We start from the raw sequence: 16,185 nt of genomic DNA, 5'->3' as shown, positions 1-16,185 counted from the left end.
CTATCTGCTTTTTTGTACTTTAGACTCAAGATCAACAATTAATTTTACCTAAACTGAATATTTACGTTAAAATAAGAATGAGATTTTGAATGAATGTACTTAAACTAAAAGCACAGGTTAATGAAAAATAGAATCTTAACATCAATCTTACATAAGATGACATTTATTTTTAGGGGGGCAAAATGATGGAATGGGGTTTTATTTTTGTAGCCGTAGGAATTGCAGTTGCAGGATATTTTATCGGAGATGGACTGAAAAATTTTAAAAATCCGAATGCAAAAAATCTTCTCGATTCTTTAGACGAAGAAGATGAACACGAACTCATTAAAGAAAATGATGTCCATTATTTTATGGGAATATCAAAAGAAGATGCAAAATCTTTAATTCAAGAGCATTCAGACATTCCGCATATTATAATAAAAGGTAAGGTGTACTATCCGAAGGAAAAATTGCGTAAATGGTTATTGAATTTAGGCGAGTAAACTTACTTTATTTTAGTAAAACTGGACAGCAATACAAACGAGTTAGGAGATACATTCCTAGCTCATTTTTTATGCATTTTTATTTTAATATGAAATAACGGGAGTAATAGCCAAAGGGATTTGGAAAACGAGCAATTTCCAAATCCGCTTATATATTCGGCTATATTACATTTAATTATCCTTTAACAGAACCTGCTGTAATCCCGGCAATGAAGTAACGTTGTAGGAATAGATAAGCAAGAATCATAGGAGCTGATGCTATTAAGACTCCCGTAAATAACAGCGGATAGTTCGTAGCATATTCTCCTTGGAATTCCAACAAAGCAAGAGGAAGCGTTTTATAATCATTGTTCGTAATAAATAATAATGGATACAATAAATCGTTCCAGTGCATTACGCATAGGAAAATTGCTGTTGCTGCAATGGAAGGCAATGATAAAGGTATAGCAATCTTATAATACATTTTAAATTCACTGGCTCCGTCAATTGTAGCTGCTTCAAATAATGATTTAGGAATAGATTTCATAAATCCAGTTATTATAAAAATAGCTACTGGCATTGTGACAGCAATATTAACTAATATTAAACCTAGCAAACTATTAGTTAACCCTAAATTATATACTAGCTGATAGAGCGGTATCATATTTACTTGAGCTGGCACCATCATCCCCAGCGTAAATAAAGAAAAGATAATGACACCAATCCATCCAAACATTCTCGTTACACTATATGCAATCAAACTTGCAAACAATAGAGTAAGCGTTACAGAGAAAAACGTAACAATTACACTGTTCAAGAAATAACGGGACATTGGTTGTTCTGTAAAAATAGATACATAGTTTTTAAAGCTTAAACTGCTCGGTAATCCTAATATATTTGAAAATACCTCTGATGTAGATTTAAATGTTGTAAGTACGACAATCATCATAGGTATAATGACGACTAAAGCAAATAATGTTAGAAGTATGAATCTTATAATCCGCATATCCCTTCCCCCCTATTCCTGGACCTTGCTAGCTCTCAAAATTCTAAATTGCAGTACTGTGATAATAGCAATAATAATCATAAATAATACCGATTCAGCTGAAGCATAACCGAACTCAAAGCTTCTAAATGCAGTCGTATAAATGAGAGTTGCCAAAATTTCCGTTGAATAATTAGGGCCACCACGAGTCATTGCGAAAATCAAGTCGAACGCTTTAAAGGACTGAATGGTCGTATATGCCATAACAATAGTCGCTGATGGGGCAATCATCGGCCAAGTAACATACCTAAAACGCTGCCAACGACTTGCGCCTTCTATATTAGCCACTTCGTATAAATCTTTAGGAATTGCTTGTAGTCCTGCTACGAAAATGACTAACATTTGACCTGTATGGAACCAAACTTGTGTTACAGCTACTGAATAAATAGCTATATTTTGATTACCTAACCAACTTTGCTGTAAAAACTCAAGGTTTAAATAACCAAGAATCGTGTTTAATATGCCGATATTTGGGTCATAAACAAATGACCAAATAAACGCTACAGAAACTGAACTTAAAATTGTCGGGAAAAAATATAATGCACGTAAAAATACATTCGTCTTTGTGTTTTTAATTAAAAACAGTGCAAACAGTAACGAAAAGCCTGTTTGGAAAATTAATACAAAGAGCATAAATTTCAAGTTATTGCCCATTGCCTTTAAGAATATTGAATCATTTGTAAGTATATTTATGTAGTTATCAAACCCAACTATGTTATAGTCTGGCGAAAGTCCGTCCCAATCTGTAAAAGAGTATATTACAGCATTAATAGTAGGAATGATAAAGAAAATAGAATATAAAATTAAACCTGGAATTAAAAATAGTAGTAAGACCTTATTCCTTTTTAAGTTCATCCAATCATCCCTTTACATTAAATAGAGTAGGGGAAAAAAATCCCCCTTTTATCAAATATTTTGATCTACAATCTTTTGAGAATCTTCAGCTGCTTTTACCGGATCCGTTCCATTTAATACAGCTTGTATTGAAGCAATAACAGCTTTTTCTACATTAGCATTCGGGATTAAATAACGTGGTTGGAAGCGGGTGTTTTTCTCAAACCATTCTTCTGCTGATTTTAATTCTTCAGATGTATACTCTACGTCATTAACTGTTACGTGTTGACTTGTTTTATTTGCGTATTCCTCAGCGTTTTCTTTTTCAGATAAGAAAGATACAAACTTTTTGGCCGCTTCTTTTTTACTTGATTTCGAATTTACTGCAAGCATGAATGTAGTTGTATGAATCCCTTCCCACACAGCTTCACTTTCTGAAACTGTAATTGGCGCAAGTAAACCTAATTCAATATCTGGATTGATCTCTTTAATGCCCGCTACTGCAAATGAACCAGTTGCAAGCATAGCTGCTTCACCGTTTGCAATCATGGCAATAGCACCTGGATGATTTGTTCCTAGAGCACCATTTCCTAAATAGCCTTTGTCGTTTAACTCTTTAAATTGTGTAAGTGTTTTTACCCACCACTCATCTGTAAGCCTAGCTTCCCCGGCTATTAGCTTGTCAAAAACATCTTCTTCAGGAGCATTGTTCATCATCATAGAGTTCATGAACTGTCCCGGGCCAATATCTGCACCTGGGAAGGCAATCGGAGTATGTCCTGCATCGGCTATTGCTTGGCAAAGGGCTAAAAATTCTTCCCAGCTTTTAGGGTTTGGATCTAATCCTAATTCCTCAAATAATGTAGCGTTGTATATAGGCTGATTAAATACAAGCTGTAACGGTACTGCATATTGCTTGTCATCTGCCTGACCAGCTAAAATTAATCGCTCATTATAGTTTTCAAGAAAATCTTCATTGGATAAATCCTCAAATAAACCTGCCTGTTTAATTATTTCAAAATGAGAACCCGGATAGCTTGTAAAAACATCTCCTGTTGAGCCGTCACGTAATAACGTTTGCGCTGTAGATTGATATTGTTCTGATGGATAAATTGTCATGTCTACTTCAATGTCTTTATTTTGTTCTTCGAATTCAGCTATTAGGCTATCGAAAGCCTCTTTATCTTCGCCTCGCCAATGAATGAAGCTAATTTTCGTTTTACCATCGCCGGCCCCACTATCAGAATTACTACTTGTACTCCCTACACAACCAGATAAAACAACTGACAATATTAAAATACTAACTAAAAACATCCTTTTCATACTTGGAGTCCCCCTTTTTTCTTCCATTATTCGATTAATATTTACATGACAACAAAATCGGTTCACTATGTAACACGCAGTTATAGTTATCTTTTTAAGGTCTATTCAAGAACTTATTAAATGACTGCATAATAAAAAGAATTTTATTTATTCAATTCTCACTCCTACTCTTTATTTATTATTTTTTAGTTTACTAATGGTGGTTGTAATAGGATTGCACTTAAAATTGGAGATGTTACACTTGGGGAAATTTACTGGCTGAGACAAAACCAATAATTTCATATACCCCTATTAAAAGTTAAGTAAACCTATTTTTTGAAATATGTTTGATTAATTAAAAATTACGATATTTATATGTTTTGGAGCATGTACTAATTATTAATATCATTATTACCAATATTGATAAACAAAATTTTCTGAATTTTATTGCAATTAAAAATTTAATATATTACAATAACTAGAATTCAATAGAAAGCTGAGGTCACATCATTATGGGAGTTTTACAGAAAATAGGTAAGTTTGCGGGGAATACATTTGCGATTTGGGTACTCGTCGCAGCTGGTTTAGCCATCTGGTTACCAGAATATTTCACTTGGATTGGCAGTTACATCACCTTGTTACTCGGAATTGTTATGTTTGGTATGGGGATGACGTTGAAAGTAGATGATTTCAAGTTAATTCTTCAGCACCCTAAAGGCGTCATCATTGGGATTGTTTCACAATTTGTTATTATGCCATTACTAGCGTTTGCATTAGCCAAGATTTTCAACCTGCCACCGGAAATTGCGGTTGGGGTTATATTAGTAGGTTGCTGCCCGGGAGGAACTTCATCTAACGTTATGACATTCCTCGCAAAAGGAAATACAGCATTATCCGTTACAATTACATCATGTACGACATTACTAGCCCCTTTTGTAACACCGGCTCTTATTTACTTATTAGCAAGCGAATGGTTACCGGTTTCATTTATGGCCATGTTTATGTCGGTAATAAAAGTGGTATTAATTCCAATTATTTTAGGTATCATTGCGCAGTTCTTATTTAAACCACTTGTTGAAAAAAGTGTTGATATTCTTCCAACAGTATCAGTTGTTGCCATCGTCATGATTGTTGCAGCTGTAGTAAGCGGAAGCCGCGACAAAATTTTAGAAACAGGATTAATTATCTTTGCAATTGTCATTTTACATAACGGTTTAGGATACTTACTCGGGTTCTTAGTAGCGAAACTATTTAAACTACAGTACGATGATCAAAAAGCTGTCTCAATTGAAGTGGGTATGCAAAATTCTGGCTTAGGCGCACAATTAGCAATGGCCCACTTCGATCCAGTAGCAGCGGTTCCAAGTGCCATTTTCAGTTTCTGGCACAATATTTCCGGACCAGTTCTTGCTACGTATTGGGGTTCTAAAGCGGATAAGAAGGAAAAACAGTAACTAAATATTAGCTAATCAATTTGAAAAGTGGTACGAATTTAAAAATTCATACCACTTTTTCATTTGAATAATTTAGACAGTGCCTTTTATTGTTTAACATCGAGTACGAAAGTTTTAATACATTCCTAAATTAAATAAATGTTTAAATTTGTGAAAGTTATCTTTCCCCTTTGCAACTTCTTCGGTTATAAACACTTACAATAGCTCATTCTTTTTAAAATAACATAGCGTATACTATTTATGTAATAATTCCCTAATTTAGCGGGTTATTTACTATAACAAAGAGTAAAGTTAGGAGAATTTTATGAAAAGATTATTACTGATACTTGCTGTAGTTGGTATTATACAAATAGCGAGTACGCTATACTATGACACAAAGATGCTGGATGAACCGATTCCTGTGGCTGGTATGATTGACTTTGCAAACAAAACGATTAAATTTTCATATGTAACAAATTCATTAGATCCGCATGAATTCCAATCGATAGAGTTTAACGGGCACCATTATTACCCGGAACAGCCATTTTCGATGTTTAATGCGCAGCCACAGACTACGCTTGAAACATATGTTAAATATACGTATTACAGTATGATTTCACCGGTTATATGGCTTTATGACAATGAAGATTTAACTCCTTTAGAGGGCGTTACAAAAGGGACAATTCATTTTAAGAATGGAATTACAACAACGATCCCACTTACAACTTATGAGTATGAGGAGATCCCGCAGCTTCAGTCATTATCTAGTTCTGTCGGGACAGATGGCACGTCCGGTTTTTATAAAGTATTAGAACCCTTTACTTTAAAACAAGTAACGGTCGTGGATAATCGGGTTGACCTGCTGAATTTCAAAATAAATGGTAAGGATGTACAGCTTCCCCTAACTGCACCACTTCAATTTAACACCGAAGATAAACTATATATTGAGACAACAGACGGCGAGGCTCAATATGAAATGGAGCTATTTAAACTGGAACTGCATATTATGGATGCCGAGCAAAAAGATAAAATTTTGACCTTGACCCAATTTTTAAATACGAAACCAAGTGAGGACTGGGTAAACAATTTAGTGAAGGAGCGTGGCGAGCTATGAACTTTCACAAACTTATTATAATCGGGATTTTGTTTCAGTTTTTTGACATCAATTTTGGCACCTTTGATATTTTTCCGGATTTTATCGGCTTCATTATTATTGTTTATGCGTTTTCAAAAGTGGAGGCCCAATATGCCAAACTAGGTGCGATCTGTGCTACGGTACTTGCCATAACGTCAATAATTGGAATAGTACAGCCTGAAATGTTCGTTCCATCTACAAATTTAACGTTCCAAATCGTTGCTATATTAAATGGGCTTCTTTCAATTCTCTATCTTTCCTGTATTTTTTCTGTTTCAAAAGAAATTTTACGTGGTGAAGAGAGTATGTTTCCTAGGCTCTATATTAGCTTACTATTGTTATTTCAGTTGTTTACTTACATTGGCATACACTTTGCAGTTGACCTTTACGAGATCATTCTTCTTGCAACTAATGTATTGTTGTTTTGCTTTTATATTTATTTCATCGTGTTTCTATGGAAGCGTAAAAATAAGGAAAACAGACTTTCCCGGCGGCGTGGTTCCAAAGTTTCTTTGGATTGAATTGCGTAGTCAGAAAAATAGAGGAACTAATTTCCGTTATTTTAAAAAAACTTAAAAAACAGTAAAAATAAGGGGAAGAATTTCCGTTATTGACCTAAAAAAGATGAAATTTCACGATTTTATTTGAAATAACGGTAAAACGTTCCCTTATTTATCCTAAAAATGAGCTACATCATACAAATAACGGTAAAATATTCCCTTATTTTAGGGGGGCACCGAAAAACTTGATATGTCGCTTTCTATCTATCGGAAGCTTCAGCGCTTCTATTCCATCACTTTATTACCAGGGGAATTTTTCGGATTGGCGGGCCTCGCAAACGGCAATAAGTGCAGTGATAAAGACATGCAGACGTGGTTTTAGCGCTGTCTTGCTGTAGCCCATTTATAAAGTGAAATTTTATTAGAAAATCTTCCCCACGTTATAGCGACCAACTGTATCTAAAAAAAGACAAATGCTGTTATATATAGCACTTGTCTTTTTTTAAAATTATTTTCTCTTTGAACATTCACTCATTAATAGTTGTTAATCTGATATTCGTTCATTTTATGGGCTAAACGAATTGTTGCTTGTGCTAATTGAGCATACGTTACTTCACTATTTGGCTTCAGCAGATTATTTTCTGCCTCAAGTAATCCCAATCCATACGCTAATGCAACATAACCGCGTAGCTCCTGATTTACTTGTGCTGCATCACTGTATTTTAAATCATATATATCACTAAGTTGCGCTGGCTTATCAAGCTTCAGCGTACCGATTACCCATTTTGCCAGTTCTTGATTTGAAAGAGGGGAAGTTGCGTTAAATGTTTTAGTAGAGGTATCAAGCATCCCCATACTTAAGGCGCGTGTTACAAATGAATACAAAGGATGTTCAGACGTTATATCTGTAAACGTTTGATCCGTCGTTTCATACTCGTTATATCTCGAGCTATAATACATATAGGTTACTGATTTCAATAATATTTTTAGCGCTTCCTCTTTTGTAACGGATGCATCTGGATTAAATGATTCATCTACCTCTAAAATCCCTGCATGAATTAAATAATTTAATTCCTCTGCAGCTGTTGGATGCGTGATTTTAGGCTTGTCTGAACTGCTCATTCCATAAGCATCTAACCATTCTCCTGTTTTGGCATCAATCCCAGCAGAGGACCCTTCTTTGAATACCGATTGATAGACTAAGCTATAATGCTGTTCATTACCCACTTTTGGATGATTCACATATTGCAGCTTTAGTTTCAACTCATCTTTCAACATTTTTGTTGCTTCCTGTTCTGATAAAATATCAGTTGCTGCTGGCCACTCCAAATCACCATAATCGCTTATATACAAGTTTACTAAAGCACCTGTATTGGCATCGACACCTACTGAGATATTGTCTCCTACTACTGTTAAGCCATTCACGATGCGTGGGAACGTAAAGTTATAACTGTTATTGTAACTCTCGTGGTAGCCATCATTTACAGGCAATGCAAACTTGTGAGCAGATGAAGGTATCCATTCTTTCACAAGGGCGATCGCTTTATCCAATGCCTGTTTTTGTGTTAATTTTACATCTGCCTCGCTGTCATCACTTTCTACTTCGAGATGACTTTTAATATCACTATACTGAATGAATTCTCCTGTTGCTTTATCAATTGTTAGTACAGTTCCTGTTCCACCATTCCGATAGTTATACATATATTGAATGTTGAAGACTTCTTTACCAGTCTCCGATGTTGTTTCATCAACTGCTCCAATTTCTAGTTGAACACCTTTTATATCTGTGGCAAGTAATTTCTCAGCCAATGCTCGCGCCTGCTCTGCTGTCATGTTCGGCTGTTTTGCCGCTAAGGGCGCAGAAACAATTGATGTAATTGGTTTAGCAGATAATGTTGATGACAGCCCGTCCAAAGTTAACCATTCCCCTGTTTGCGCATGGATACCTGAAATAACTTGGCTATTTGGTTCATAAACAAGCTTTACTTTGTGATCCCCTGTTGAATAATCAGGTACAATTGTATATGACAACTGTGCTTTTAAAGCATCTTGCAAGCGGTTAGCAATGGAAGATTCATTTTGTTTTTTGGCTGGATCATCATACGTAAAATTATTTTTTGGAGGTGTTGTTCTGTAAAATGATGACACTGTGCCATCCCCTAACACTCGTATATTAATAGTTTGATCCGAAATTGGTATACCGGAGTTTTTCTTTTCATACATAAACGAGTATTCAACAGGCTGCGTTAAAATTGAAGATGAGTAAAAATCATGTGCGTTTGGCACAAGCTCATACCCCTCGCCTTTATTGAACTTTTCTAAAAATTTATCTGCTACCTTTTGCGCTTCTTCTTTTGAATATTTTGCCGGGAACAATACATCCTTAGTGTTTACTGGTTGATAATAAAAACTCTCTAACTCTAACGTTTCTCCAACAAATCTAAAACTTCCATGTACATATTGATTATCAATATGCTTCGTAAAACTCAGTTCATAACTAACCGTAGAATCTGTAGTACGTGAGAAACCTGCACCTGTACGAAAATCTTTTTCACTCACATTTGAGAATTCATTCGGAAATAACTCTCTAAACCGCTTCATTAAATCCTCTTTTGTTACCGTTGAATTCGTTTGCGCTACTTGAATTGGCAATGTCTCCATACGCTCATTTCCTAACGTTGAAGCGCTTGCCATTGGTGCTAATAAACCTACAGATAACGCTGTTGCAGATAACATTGCACCTGCTTTTTTAAAAGTTACCACTCTTCATCCCCCAATCTCTTTTTTATAAAACACACATGTTACACTTTCATTATACCTAACCTCCAAACAATAATTTTAAATTATTCAAAATATTACCATAAAAATTTTAGTCACGTAACGGAATATATAATGGGTTTAGAAATGGCTTGGGTAACTAGTAAAAAGGGCAACGAGATAATATAAACTCGTTGCCCTTCTATTATTTAGACTATTATTCAGCCAATGCTGACTTTTCTTTGTCTTTTTCACTTTCCGTTATATAAAGCGCACATGTTAAATCGCCAAAACAGTTGACCATTGTACGTGTCATGTCCAGTAGACGGTCAATACCAATAATTAATGCAATACCTTCTACAGGTAAGCCTATTGATTCCAATACCATGGCAAGCATAATCATACCTGCACCCGGAACTGCAGCTGTTCCAATTGATGCCAATACCGCCGTCATAACAACAATTAACATTTGAGAAAATGATAAGTCCACGCCGTATACTTGTGCAATGAAAATTGTTGCAACACCTTGCATGATTGCTGTACCGTCCATGTTGATAGTGGCACCAAGCGGTTGAACGAAACTACTAATTCCTTTTGGTACATTTAATTTATTTTGTGCAACTTCCATCGAAATTGGTAGTGTAGCACTACTGCTTGATGTACTAAATGCAACGGTCATTGCAGGAAGATAAGCTTTAACAACTTCAATCGGATTACGTTTTGCTAATACTTTTAACGCACTTCCATAAATCAGTATGAAGTGTATAAATAAAGCCAATAATACAACCATCATATACCAGAACATCGCCTGTAATGCATCAAACCCTTGCTTACCTACCGCTGATGCAATTAATCCAAATGTTCCGTACGGTGCAAATTTCATAACTAAGGTTACAAGGAACATCATTAGTTCATTTCCCTGTTCCATAAAGCGTTTTACTAAATCTACTTTTGAAGCTAAATAACTTATTCCTAGTCCAATAAAGATTGCAAAGAATATAATTTGCAGCATATCGCCACTTGCCATTGCATCAATCGGGTTCGCCGGGATAATACCAAGCAGTGTTTCGGATACAGGTGGTGCTTCAGTAGCCTCATAGCTTGCTTCCTGTACATCGAATTGACCTTTATTACCTGGTTGGAAAATCACTGCTAAAGCAATACCAATTGTAATAGCAATAGCTGTCGTTGTTAAGAAAAACAGCATCGCTTTACTTCCCATCCGACCTAAAGCTTTCGGGTCACCAATATTTGCTACCCCAACTACAATTGAGAAAAACACTAGTGGTACGATAAGCATTTTAATTAAGTTTAAAAAGATCGTCCCTAATGGTGTGAAGAAAAATCGGTCTGCTTCAGTAAAGAATGAAGGCGCAGCAAGGTTTAATCCTATACCGACAATTGCCCCTAACCCTAACGCCCATAAAATTTTTGTTGCTAGTTTCATAAACTCACTTCCTTTTACTTAGATAATTTTTACGTATTATAGAATAATAGATACTTATTGTAGAACATATCCGGACACCACACCACAATACAAGCTTTTTCTGTTTGATTTTTGACATTATTCTAAAAAAATCAAGCATGACCTACAATTTTCATCAAAAACATTCTTCCACTTGAGTAATAGAAAGCCAATGATTTAGTAAAAATCTCTTAACTCGTATTTAGTCAGCCGAACTCAACTTTCTCCTCTCTTTACCCAATTTTCTGATAAAAATAAAACTCCCACAAAAAATCTTTGGTCCCTACGTGCATAAATGGTAAAACTTCCCCTTATTTATCTAAAAATGAGCAACATTATTCAAATAACGGTAAAATCTCCCCTTATTTCTTTATCGTTAGAAATTCCCCAAAAAAAAATGTCCCCTTTTACCTTCAATACTGACATATGTATGGTGAAGGGAGATGCACATTATGGTATTCGATTATTTAAAAACATATCAAACTTTTAAAACAGTAAAAGAAATGGACGAGGCAGTAGCCACTCACCTTTCCGATCATGAATTAACAGGTAGTGAGCGTAATGTAATTTTACGTATCGCTCAGTCTGCACTTGCTTATCCTGGGGCCGCGCATTTAAAGGCTAAAACAATTGCCGATAGTGTCGGGATTAGCACGAAAACAGTGTATCGCACTGTAAAAAAAGCATCGGAACTTGGGATTTTATGTGTTGTTGCAAGCACGAAACTAAATGGGATTAAAGGGGCTAACATTTATCAGATTTTACATGTCCCATCGGAAATGTCCGAGCGGGTCCTAGCTGAAGAAGTGCATGAAATCGAGGACTGTGGAGGTTTTTCAACTAACGAAACTATCTCTTTTAATCTTTTTAAAACAAGCTCTTTAAAAGAAATATATAATAATACGCTCACACAGATGAATGAGTGGCAAAAAACATTGTATGAGTTTTTAATAAGCTTGCCGTTAAATGATGAACTAAAAGATGGGTTACGGTCAGCTATTTTAGCAACACCGATTCAAAATATGCGTGAATTTACGGTTGCTAAAGATGCCATGTGGCGAATTATTCAAGACATTTATGACGGAAAATTAACGGTTCGGACGACTTTACGTGCAATTTATAAAGGGGCGTATGACAAGGCATTGGCACGTCCAGTTTTACCAGAAGCAAAAGAGCAACAGCCGAAGCAAAGTACAAGACCGGTTCCATTTTACAATTGGCTGGCGGAGCGATAAAGAAAATTTCACCTTTTTTTATTTGTTAAATGGGAGCCGGTGGATTCAGTTATTTTCCTACTGTTGTGCAGTTATCAATATACTTGCTTCCCCATTCTGGTTTATTAATCGTTGGATAGAGCTTTTCCCCCAAATGAGTTAAAGAATTTCGAATGTGAAATCTGAGCAATTCATTATTGAAGCAGTACATTATAAACGAACGAACTCGTTTCGAATAAATAACTAATGATTTTTTATTGGTGATTTTTGGATGACGCGTTGCATAAACTTTTGACTTTTTAGCAAATGCTAAGCAAACCGGAGTTTCTATAAAAACGTAAAAAGCCAAAAAACGTAATTAAATTAACGTTTCTCGGCTTTTCTTTTATAATTTTAGCGTTATATCATTTTTTAAATATTCTTAAAAACTTTAACAAAGATTTCTTGAATAGCTAAAAATATCATCCACCCTGCTATACCTAATGAGATTGACCATATTAAATGCATTGAATTTTTCATTCCTATGTATACAATCACCAATAAAACCATCGTTGCTGGTAACCCCATTAAAACACCTACTATAAATTTATTTAATGTCTCAGCTTGTTCGCCCTGAATCGATAGCCATAAAATACTTAATAAGCTAACTAAAGGTAAAGCCGCTATTATTCCTCCGTAAGTAGGAAATCTTCTCGCAATTTCTGTCACTAAACCGATAAGGATAGCCGAAACTGCTATTTTGAATATCGTATACATCATTTTGCACGCTCACTTAATATTTTTAGGCTATTCATCAAATCAAATCTTTCTTTATCACTTAAAGAATGCATAATATTTTCAAGCTTCGACTCATCTAAGCTGGTGTTTTTTTTGAGAACCTCTTTACCTAATTTCGTTAAATGCAGAATTACCTTTCGTTCATCCACATCACTTCTTGACTTAAAAAGAAATCCCTTGCCAACTAATTTTTTCACATGTTCAGATGCAGTATTATGCGAAACCTTTAAATACTCTGCGATATTTCCCACACTATTTAAATCTGTTTTCTCTATCATTTGCAAAATACGTACAGCTTGATGCGAAATCTGCTCTTCATGTGCATAGTGAAGGGAAAAATATATATCCGTCCAGTACTGGTTCAATAACTTTATTTCTTTATCCAATTGATAACCCCCTTTATATCGCTCGAAATGATTATATCGTTAATTACGATATATAATTAGTTTACCATAATTTAGTACAATAAGAACAGCAGAGAAATACTTGGCACATTTCACTCGAATATTTAAACCTGTTATTAACTATTTTTAACCTGTTACTAACGATTTTAGAAAGCATGAAAAAAATAGTGCTACACTTTTGTTCATGAAAGGAGTTACTGATGAAAGTTCATCTACATATTGAAAATGACTGTAAAGAAATCGAAGTTCATATCCACGCCCCAAAATTTGATGAAACAATCGAACAATTGATGAGAAAAATTAATAGTTCATCACCCGAAAGTATTGCAGGTTACTCAGACGGAGACATTCACCTACTTAAACTATCGGAAATTTATTCAATTTTCACCGAGAATGGAAAAGCATTATTACAGACAGAAGAAGAGGAATTTGAAGCGAAAAGTAAGTTGTACGAATTAGAGGATCGCTTTCAATCAAGCTTTATACGAGTCAATAAATCGATGCTCGTAAATATCGATAAAATTGTCTCCATCCAAGCAAAAGTACTCGGCAACCCTCAAGTCGTTTTAGCAAATGAAACAGTCTTCCCTGTCAGTCGTAATTATTTCAAACTACTAAAAGAAGCACTCGGTTTAGGAGGTGTTGGCAAATGAGGAACTTTTTAATAAGCTGCTTTGTCAGTGTCTTTATGTCTTATTTCATCATTGCACTTATTACTTACAATGATGCGACAATTACCTGGTCCGGTGCAGATTTGCTACACCAATTTTTATTAGCCCTTTCATTAGGCGTTATCATTGGTTGTGCAAACAGTTTATTTTTAATTAAACATTGGCCTTATATAGCGGTTTTAACACTTCATTATGGAGTTGTCTTATGTTCCGTATATACTATCGGGCTTTTTGGGAATTGGTTTTCATTTAATGAACCATCAACATTAATCCTTCTGTTTATACAATCTACAGCCATCTATATTATCGTTTGGTGCTTTATTTTCTTTTCGCTTAAGCGTGATATTAAACGAATGAACGATGTTTTAAAACAAAACCGAGGTGAATAACATTGACTTACGCCATTGAAGTCTCGAACTTAAAAAAGCATTTTGGTACGATTGAAGCAGTTAAAGGGATTCATTTCCAAGTGAAAAAAGGTTCTTTATTCGCCTTTTTAGGCAGTAACGGTGCCGGTAAGTCAACGACAATTGAAATTTTATGTACATTACTTGAGAAAACAAGCGGTGAAGTAACGATTAATGGGCACCGACTCGGAACGATGAAGGATAATGAACGGATTAGGAAATCAATTGGGATTGTTTTTCAGCAAAGTTTGCTTGATAAAGAGCTGACTGTAAAGGAAAATATCATCCACCGTGGACGCTTTTATCATTTAACGAAGGCACAGTTAATTGAAAATTATCAATTCGTTTGGCAATATTTAAAGCTTGGAGAAATAGAGCTTAAAAAATATGGTCAATTGTCTGGTGGTCAACGTAGACGAGCCGATATTGCCCGTGCAATAATCCATAAGCCATCGATCTTATTTCTAGACGAACCGACTACTGGGCTCGATCCTCACACCCGAAAGTTCGTATGGGAAACGATTGAACGACTACGGAAAGAGATTGGTATGACAATATTTTTAACTACCCATTACATGGAGGAAGCAGCAAATGCGGATCAAATAGTCATTATTAAAAAAGGAGAAATTATTGCTCAAGGCACACCAAATGAATTGAAAGAACGGTTTGCATCTGACCAGATGGTACTTTCCTTTAAAAAGGAAGCTGATATTCAACAAATAGCCGAACAACTCGGCTATGTAATGGTGCAATTCGGTGATGTTTATAAAGTGAATATCCCCTCTACTTTACATGCGATTCCGATTATCGAACGGATTCAACCATTCCTTACATCATTTGAGGTGATTAAAGGCTCGATTGATCAAGTATTTATTCATATCAATGAGGAAGCAGGTGACATGAATGCTACTTAGTTTAGTCAGCCGAAATAACAAGGTATTCTTTCGCAATAAATTGCTCGTTTTCTTCTCTTTGCTTTCGGTACTTATTTTAATTGGGCTTTACGCCATTTTTTTGCAGAACCTTCAATTAAACTCCATTGCTGAATATGTTCCTGTTACACCTGAAATTGAAGTATTAGTCAGTGAATGGATGGTCGCTGGACTTTTATCAATAATCGCCATGTCGGCAACTCTCGGGGTATTTGGGATTTATATTAAAGATTTAGAGGCAAAAACGACAGCAGATTTTTTAGTAACTGCTGCGTCGCGTTATAAAATTCAGTTAAGCTATGTAATCAGTTCTTTTATTATTGGGTTTTCCATGACTTTTATCGGCTTTATTTGTTGTGAAATTTTCATCGTTTCAATCGGCGGTGAATTGCTTTCTCCCATCGCAATGTTAAAGGCGGTCGGTATTTTAATTTTAGCAGTGGTCATGAGCAGTATGATCAATTTATTTATCGTGTTATTTATTAATACTGAAACCGCATTTTCTACTGTGAGTACAATTAGTGGAACATTATTAGGTTTTTTATGCGGTATATACGTTCCGATGGCAGTATTGCCAACTGCGGTCCAATCGGCTATTCACTTCTTCCCGGTAAGCCATATAACTGTATTACTGCGCGATGTATTTACGGCACAATCCGTTGAAAAAGTATTTGCCGGTTATGAACTTTACGCTAAAACGTACAAAGTCGATTACGGGGTTATTTATGAAATTGATGGTTCCATCCTTTCGAGTTTGATGAGTTTACTATTTGTACTTAGTACGATTATTGTTCTTGGTACATTGTCTGCTTTAGTGTTTAGAAGGAAGTATAAATAGCGAAAAAGAG

16 protein-coding genes are annotated in these 16,185 nt (G+C 35.3%); 9 read left to right on the top strand and 7 right to left on the bottom strand.

The window, feature by feature from the left end:
* The first annotated feature begins 185 nt into the window (after window positions 1-185).
* Window positions 186-482: a DNA-binding protein gene (locus tag SNE38_RS04515; RefSeq protein WP_336046040.1), complete on the top strand. Its 297-nt coding sequence runs from the start codon at window positions 186-188 to the stop codon at window positions 480-482.
* 175 nt (window positions 483-657) lie between these two features.
* Here SNE38_RS04515 and SNE38_RS04510 read toward each other — a convergent pair whose 3' ends face one another.
* From SNE38_RS04510 to SNE38_RS04500, 3 genes are read right to left on the bottom strand one after another with little or no spacing between them, the layout of a single operon-like run.
* Entirely contained in the window at window positions 658-1,467 is an 810-nt protein-coding gene (locus SNE38_RS04510; RefSeq protein ID WP_191703105.1) for a carbohydrate ABC transporter permease, read from the bottom strand.
* A gap of 12 nt (window positions 1,468-1,479) precedes the next feature.
* Window positions 1,480-2,361: a carbohydrate ABC transporter permease gene (locus SNE38_RS04505; RefSeq protein WP_191703104.1), complete on the bottom strand. Its 882-nt coding sequence runs from the start codon at window positions 2,359-2,361 to the stop codon at window positions 1,480-1,482.
* 51 nt (window positions 2,362-2,412) lie between these two features.
* Window positions 2,413-3,663: an ABC transporter substrate-binding protein gene (locus SNE38_RS04500; protein ID WP_191703103.1), complete on the bottom strand. Its 1,251-nt coding sequence runs from the start codon at window positions 3,661-3,663 to the stop codon at window positions 2,413-2,415.
* A 491-nt stretch (window positions 3,664-4,154) separates the two neighbouring features.
* On the opposite strand from SNE38_RS04500, the gene SNE38_RS04495 reads away from it, so the two are divergent.
* From SNE38_RS04495 to SNE38_RS04485, 3 genes are all read left to right on the top strand, one after another.
* Window positions 4,155-5,096, top strand: coding sequence for a bile acid:sodium symporter family protein (locus SNE38_RS04495; RefSeq protein ID WP_191703102.1), 942 nt, complete (start codon window positions 4,155-4,157; stop codon window positions 5,094-5,096).
* Between the two features lie 304 nt (window positions 5,097-5,400).
* Entirely contained in the window at window positions 5,401-6,189 is a 789-nt protein-coding gene (locus SNE38_RS04490) for a hypothetical protein (RefSeq protein ID WP_191703101.1), read from the top strand.
* Entirely contained in the window at window positions 6,186-6,731 is a 546-nt protein-coding gene (locus SNE38_RS04485; protein WP_191703100.1) for a hypothetical protein, read from the top strand. Before SNE38_RS04490 ends, SNE38_RS04485 begins: the two co-directional genes overlap by 4 nt.
* Before the next feature lie 513 nt (window positions 6,732-7,244).
* Here the strand turns inward: SNE38_RS04485 and SNE38_RS04480 are convergent.
* Window positions 7,245-9,473, bottom strand: a complete 2,229-nt coding sequence (locus tag SNE38_RS04480) for a YcdB/YcdC domain-containing protein (RefSeq protein WP_191703099.1) — start codon at window positions 9,471-9,473, stop codon at window positions 7,245-7,247.
* Between the two features lie 211 nt (window positions 9,474-9,684).
* Window positions 9,685-10,914, bottom strand: a complete 1,230-nt coding sequence (locus SNE38_RS04475; RefSeq protein ID WP_336045945.1) for a dicarboxylate/amino acid:cation symporter — start codon at window positions 10,912-10,914, stop codon at window positions 9,685-9,687.
* 470 nt (window positions 10,915-11,384) lie between these two features.
* On the opposite strand from SNE38_RS04475, the gene SNE38_RS04470 reads away from it, so the two are divergent.
* Complete coding sequence (locus tag SNE38_RS04470) at window positions 11,385-12,167, top strand: helix-turn-helix domain-containing protein (RefSeq protein ID WP_191703097.1); 783 nt, start codon at window positions 11,385-11,387, stop codon at window positions 12,165-12,167.
* A 390-nt stretch (window positions 12,168-12,557) separates the two neighbouring features.
* Here the strand turns inward: SNE38_RS04470 and SNE38_RS04465 are convergent, their stop codons facing one another.
* Window positions 12,558-12,902: a DUF3147 family protein gene (locus SNE38_RS04465; protein WP_191703152.1), complete on the bottom strand. Its 345-nt coding sequence runs from the start codon at window positions 12,900-12,902 to the stop codon at window positions 12,558-12,560.
* Window positions 12,902-13,309: a MarR family winged helix-turn-helix transcriptional regulator gene (locus SNE38_RS04460; RefSeq protein WP_191703096.1), complete on the bottom strand. Its 408-nt coding sequence runs from the start codon at window positions 13,307-13,309 to the stop codon at window positions 12,902-12,904. Before SNE38_RS04460 ends, SNE38_RS04465 begins: the two co-directional genes overlap by 1 nt.
* 218 nt (window positions 13,310-13,527) lie before the next feature.
* On the opposite strand from SNE38_RS04460, the gene SNE38_RS04455 reads away from it, so the two are divergent.
* Genes SNE38_RS04455 through SNE38_RS04440 form a run of 4 tightly spaced genes read left to right on the top strand, consistent with a single transcriptional unit; the run spans window position 13,528 to window position 16,175 of the window.
* Window positions 13,528-13,980: a LytTR family DNA-binding domain-containing protein gene (locus SNE38_RS04455; protein ID WP_336045942.1), complete on the top strand. Its 453-nt coding sequence runs from the start codon at window positions 13,528-13,530 to the stop codon at window positions 13,978-13,980.
* Window positions 13,977-14,387 (top strand): DUF3021 domain-containing protein, encoded by a 411-nt coding sequence (locus tag SNE38_RS04450; protein WP_191703094.1) that lies wholly within the window; start codon window positions 13,977-13,979, stop codon window positions 14,385-14,387. Before SNE38_RS04455 ends, SNE38_RS04450 begins: the two co-directional genes overlap by 4 nt.
* 2 nt (window positions 14,388-14,389) lie before the next feature.
* Window positions 14,390-15,319 carry an ABC transporter ATP-binding protein gene (locus tag SNE38_RS04445; RefSeq protein ID WP_191703093.1) on the top strand — a complete coding sequence of 310 codons (930 nt, stop codon included), beginning with the start codon at window positions 14,390-14,392 and terminating at the stop codon, window positions 15,317-15,319.
* On the top strand, window positions 15,309-16,175 hold the full coding sequence (locus SNE38_RS04440) for an ABC transporter permease (protein ID WP_336045941.1): 867 nt from the start codon (window positions 15,309-15,311) through the stop codon (window positions 16,173-16,175). The genes SNE38_RS04445 and SNE38_RS04440 overlap by 11 nt, the downstream gene beginning before the upstream one ends.
* The last annotated feature ends 10 nt before the right edge of the window (window positions 16,176-16,185 follow it).

It is taken from the genome of Solibacillus ferritrahens, assembly GCF_037027585.1.
GTDB lineage: Bacteria > Bacillota > Bacilli > Bacillales_A > Planococcaceae > Solibacillus > Solibacillus ferritrahens.
This window is presented reverse-complemented; position numbering and strand designations above follow the sequence as displayed.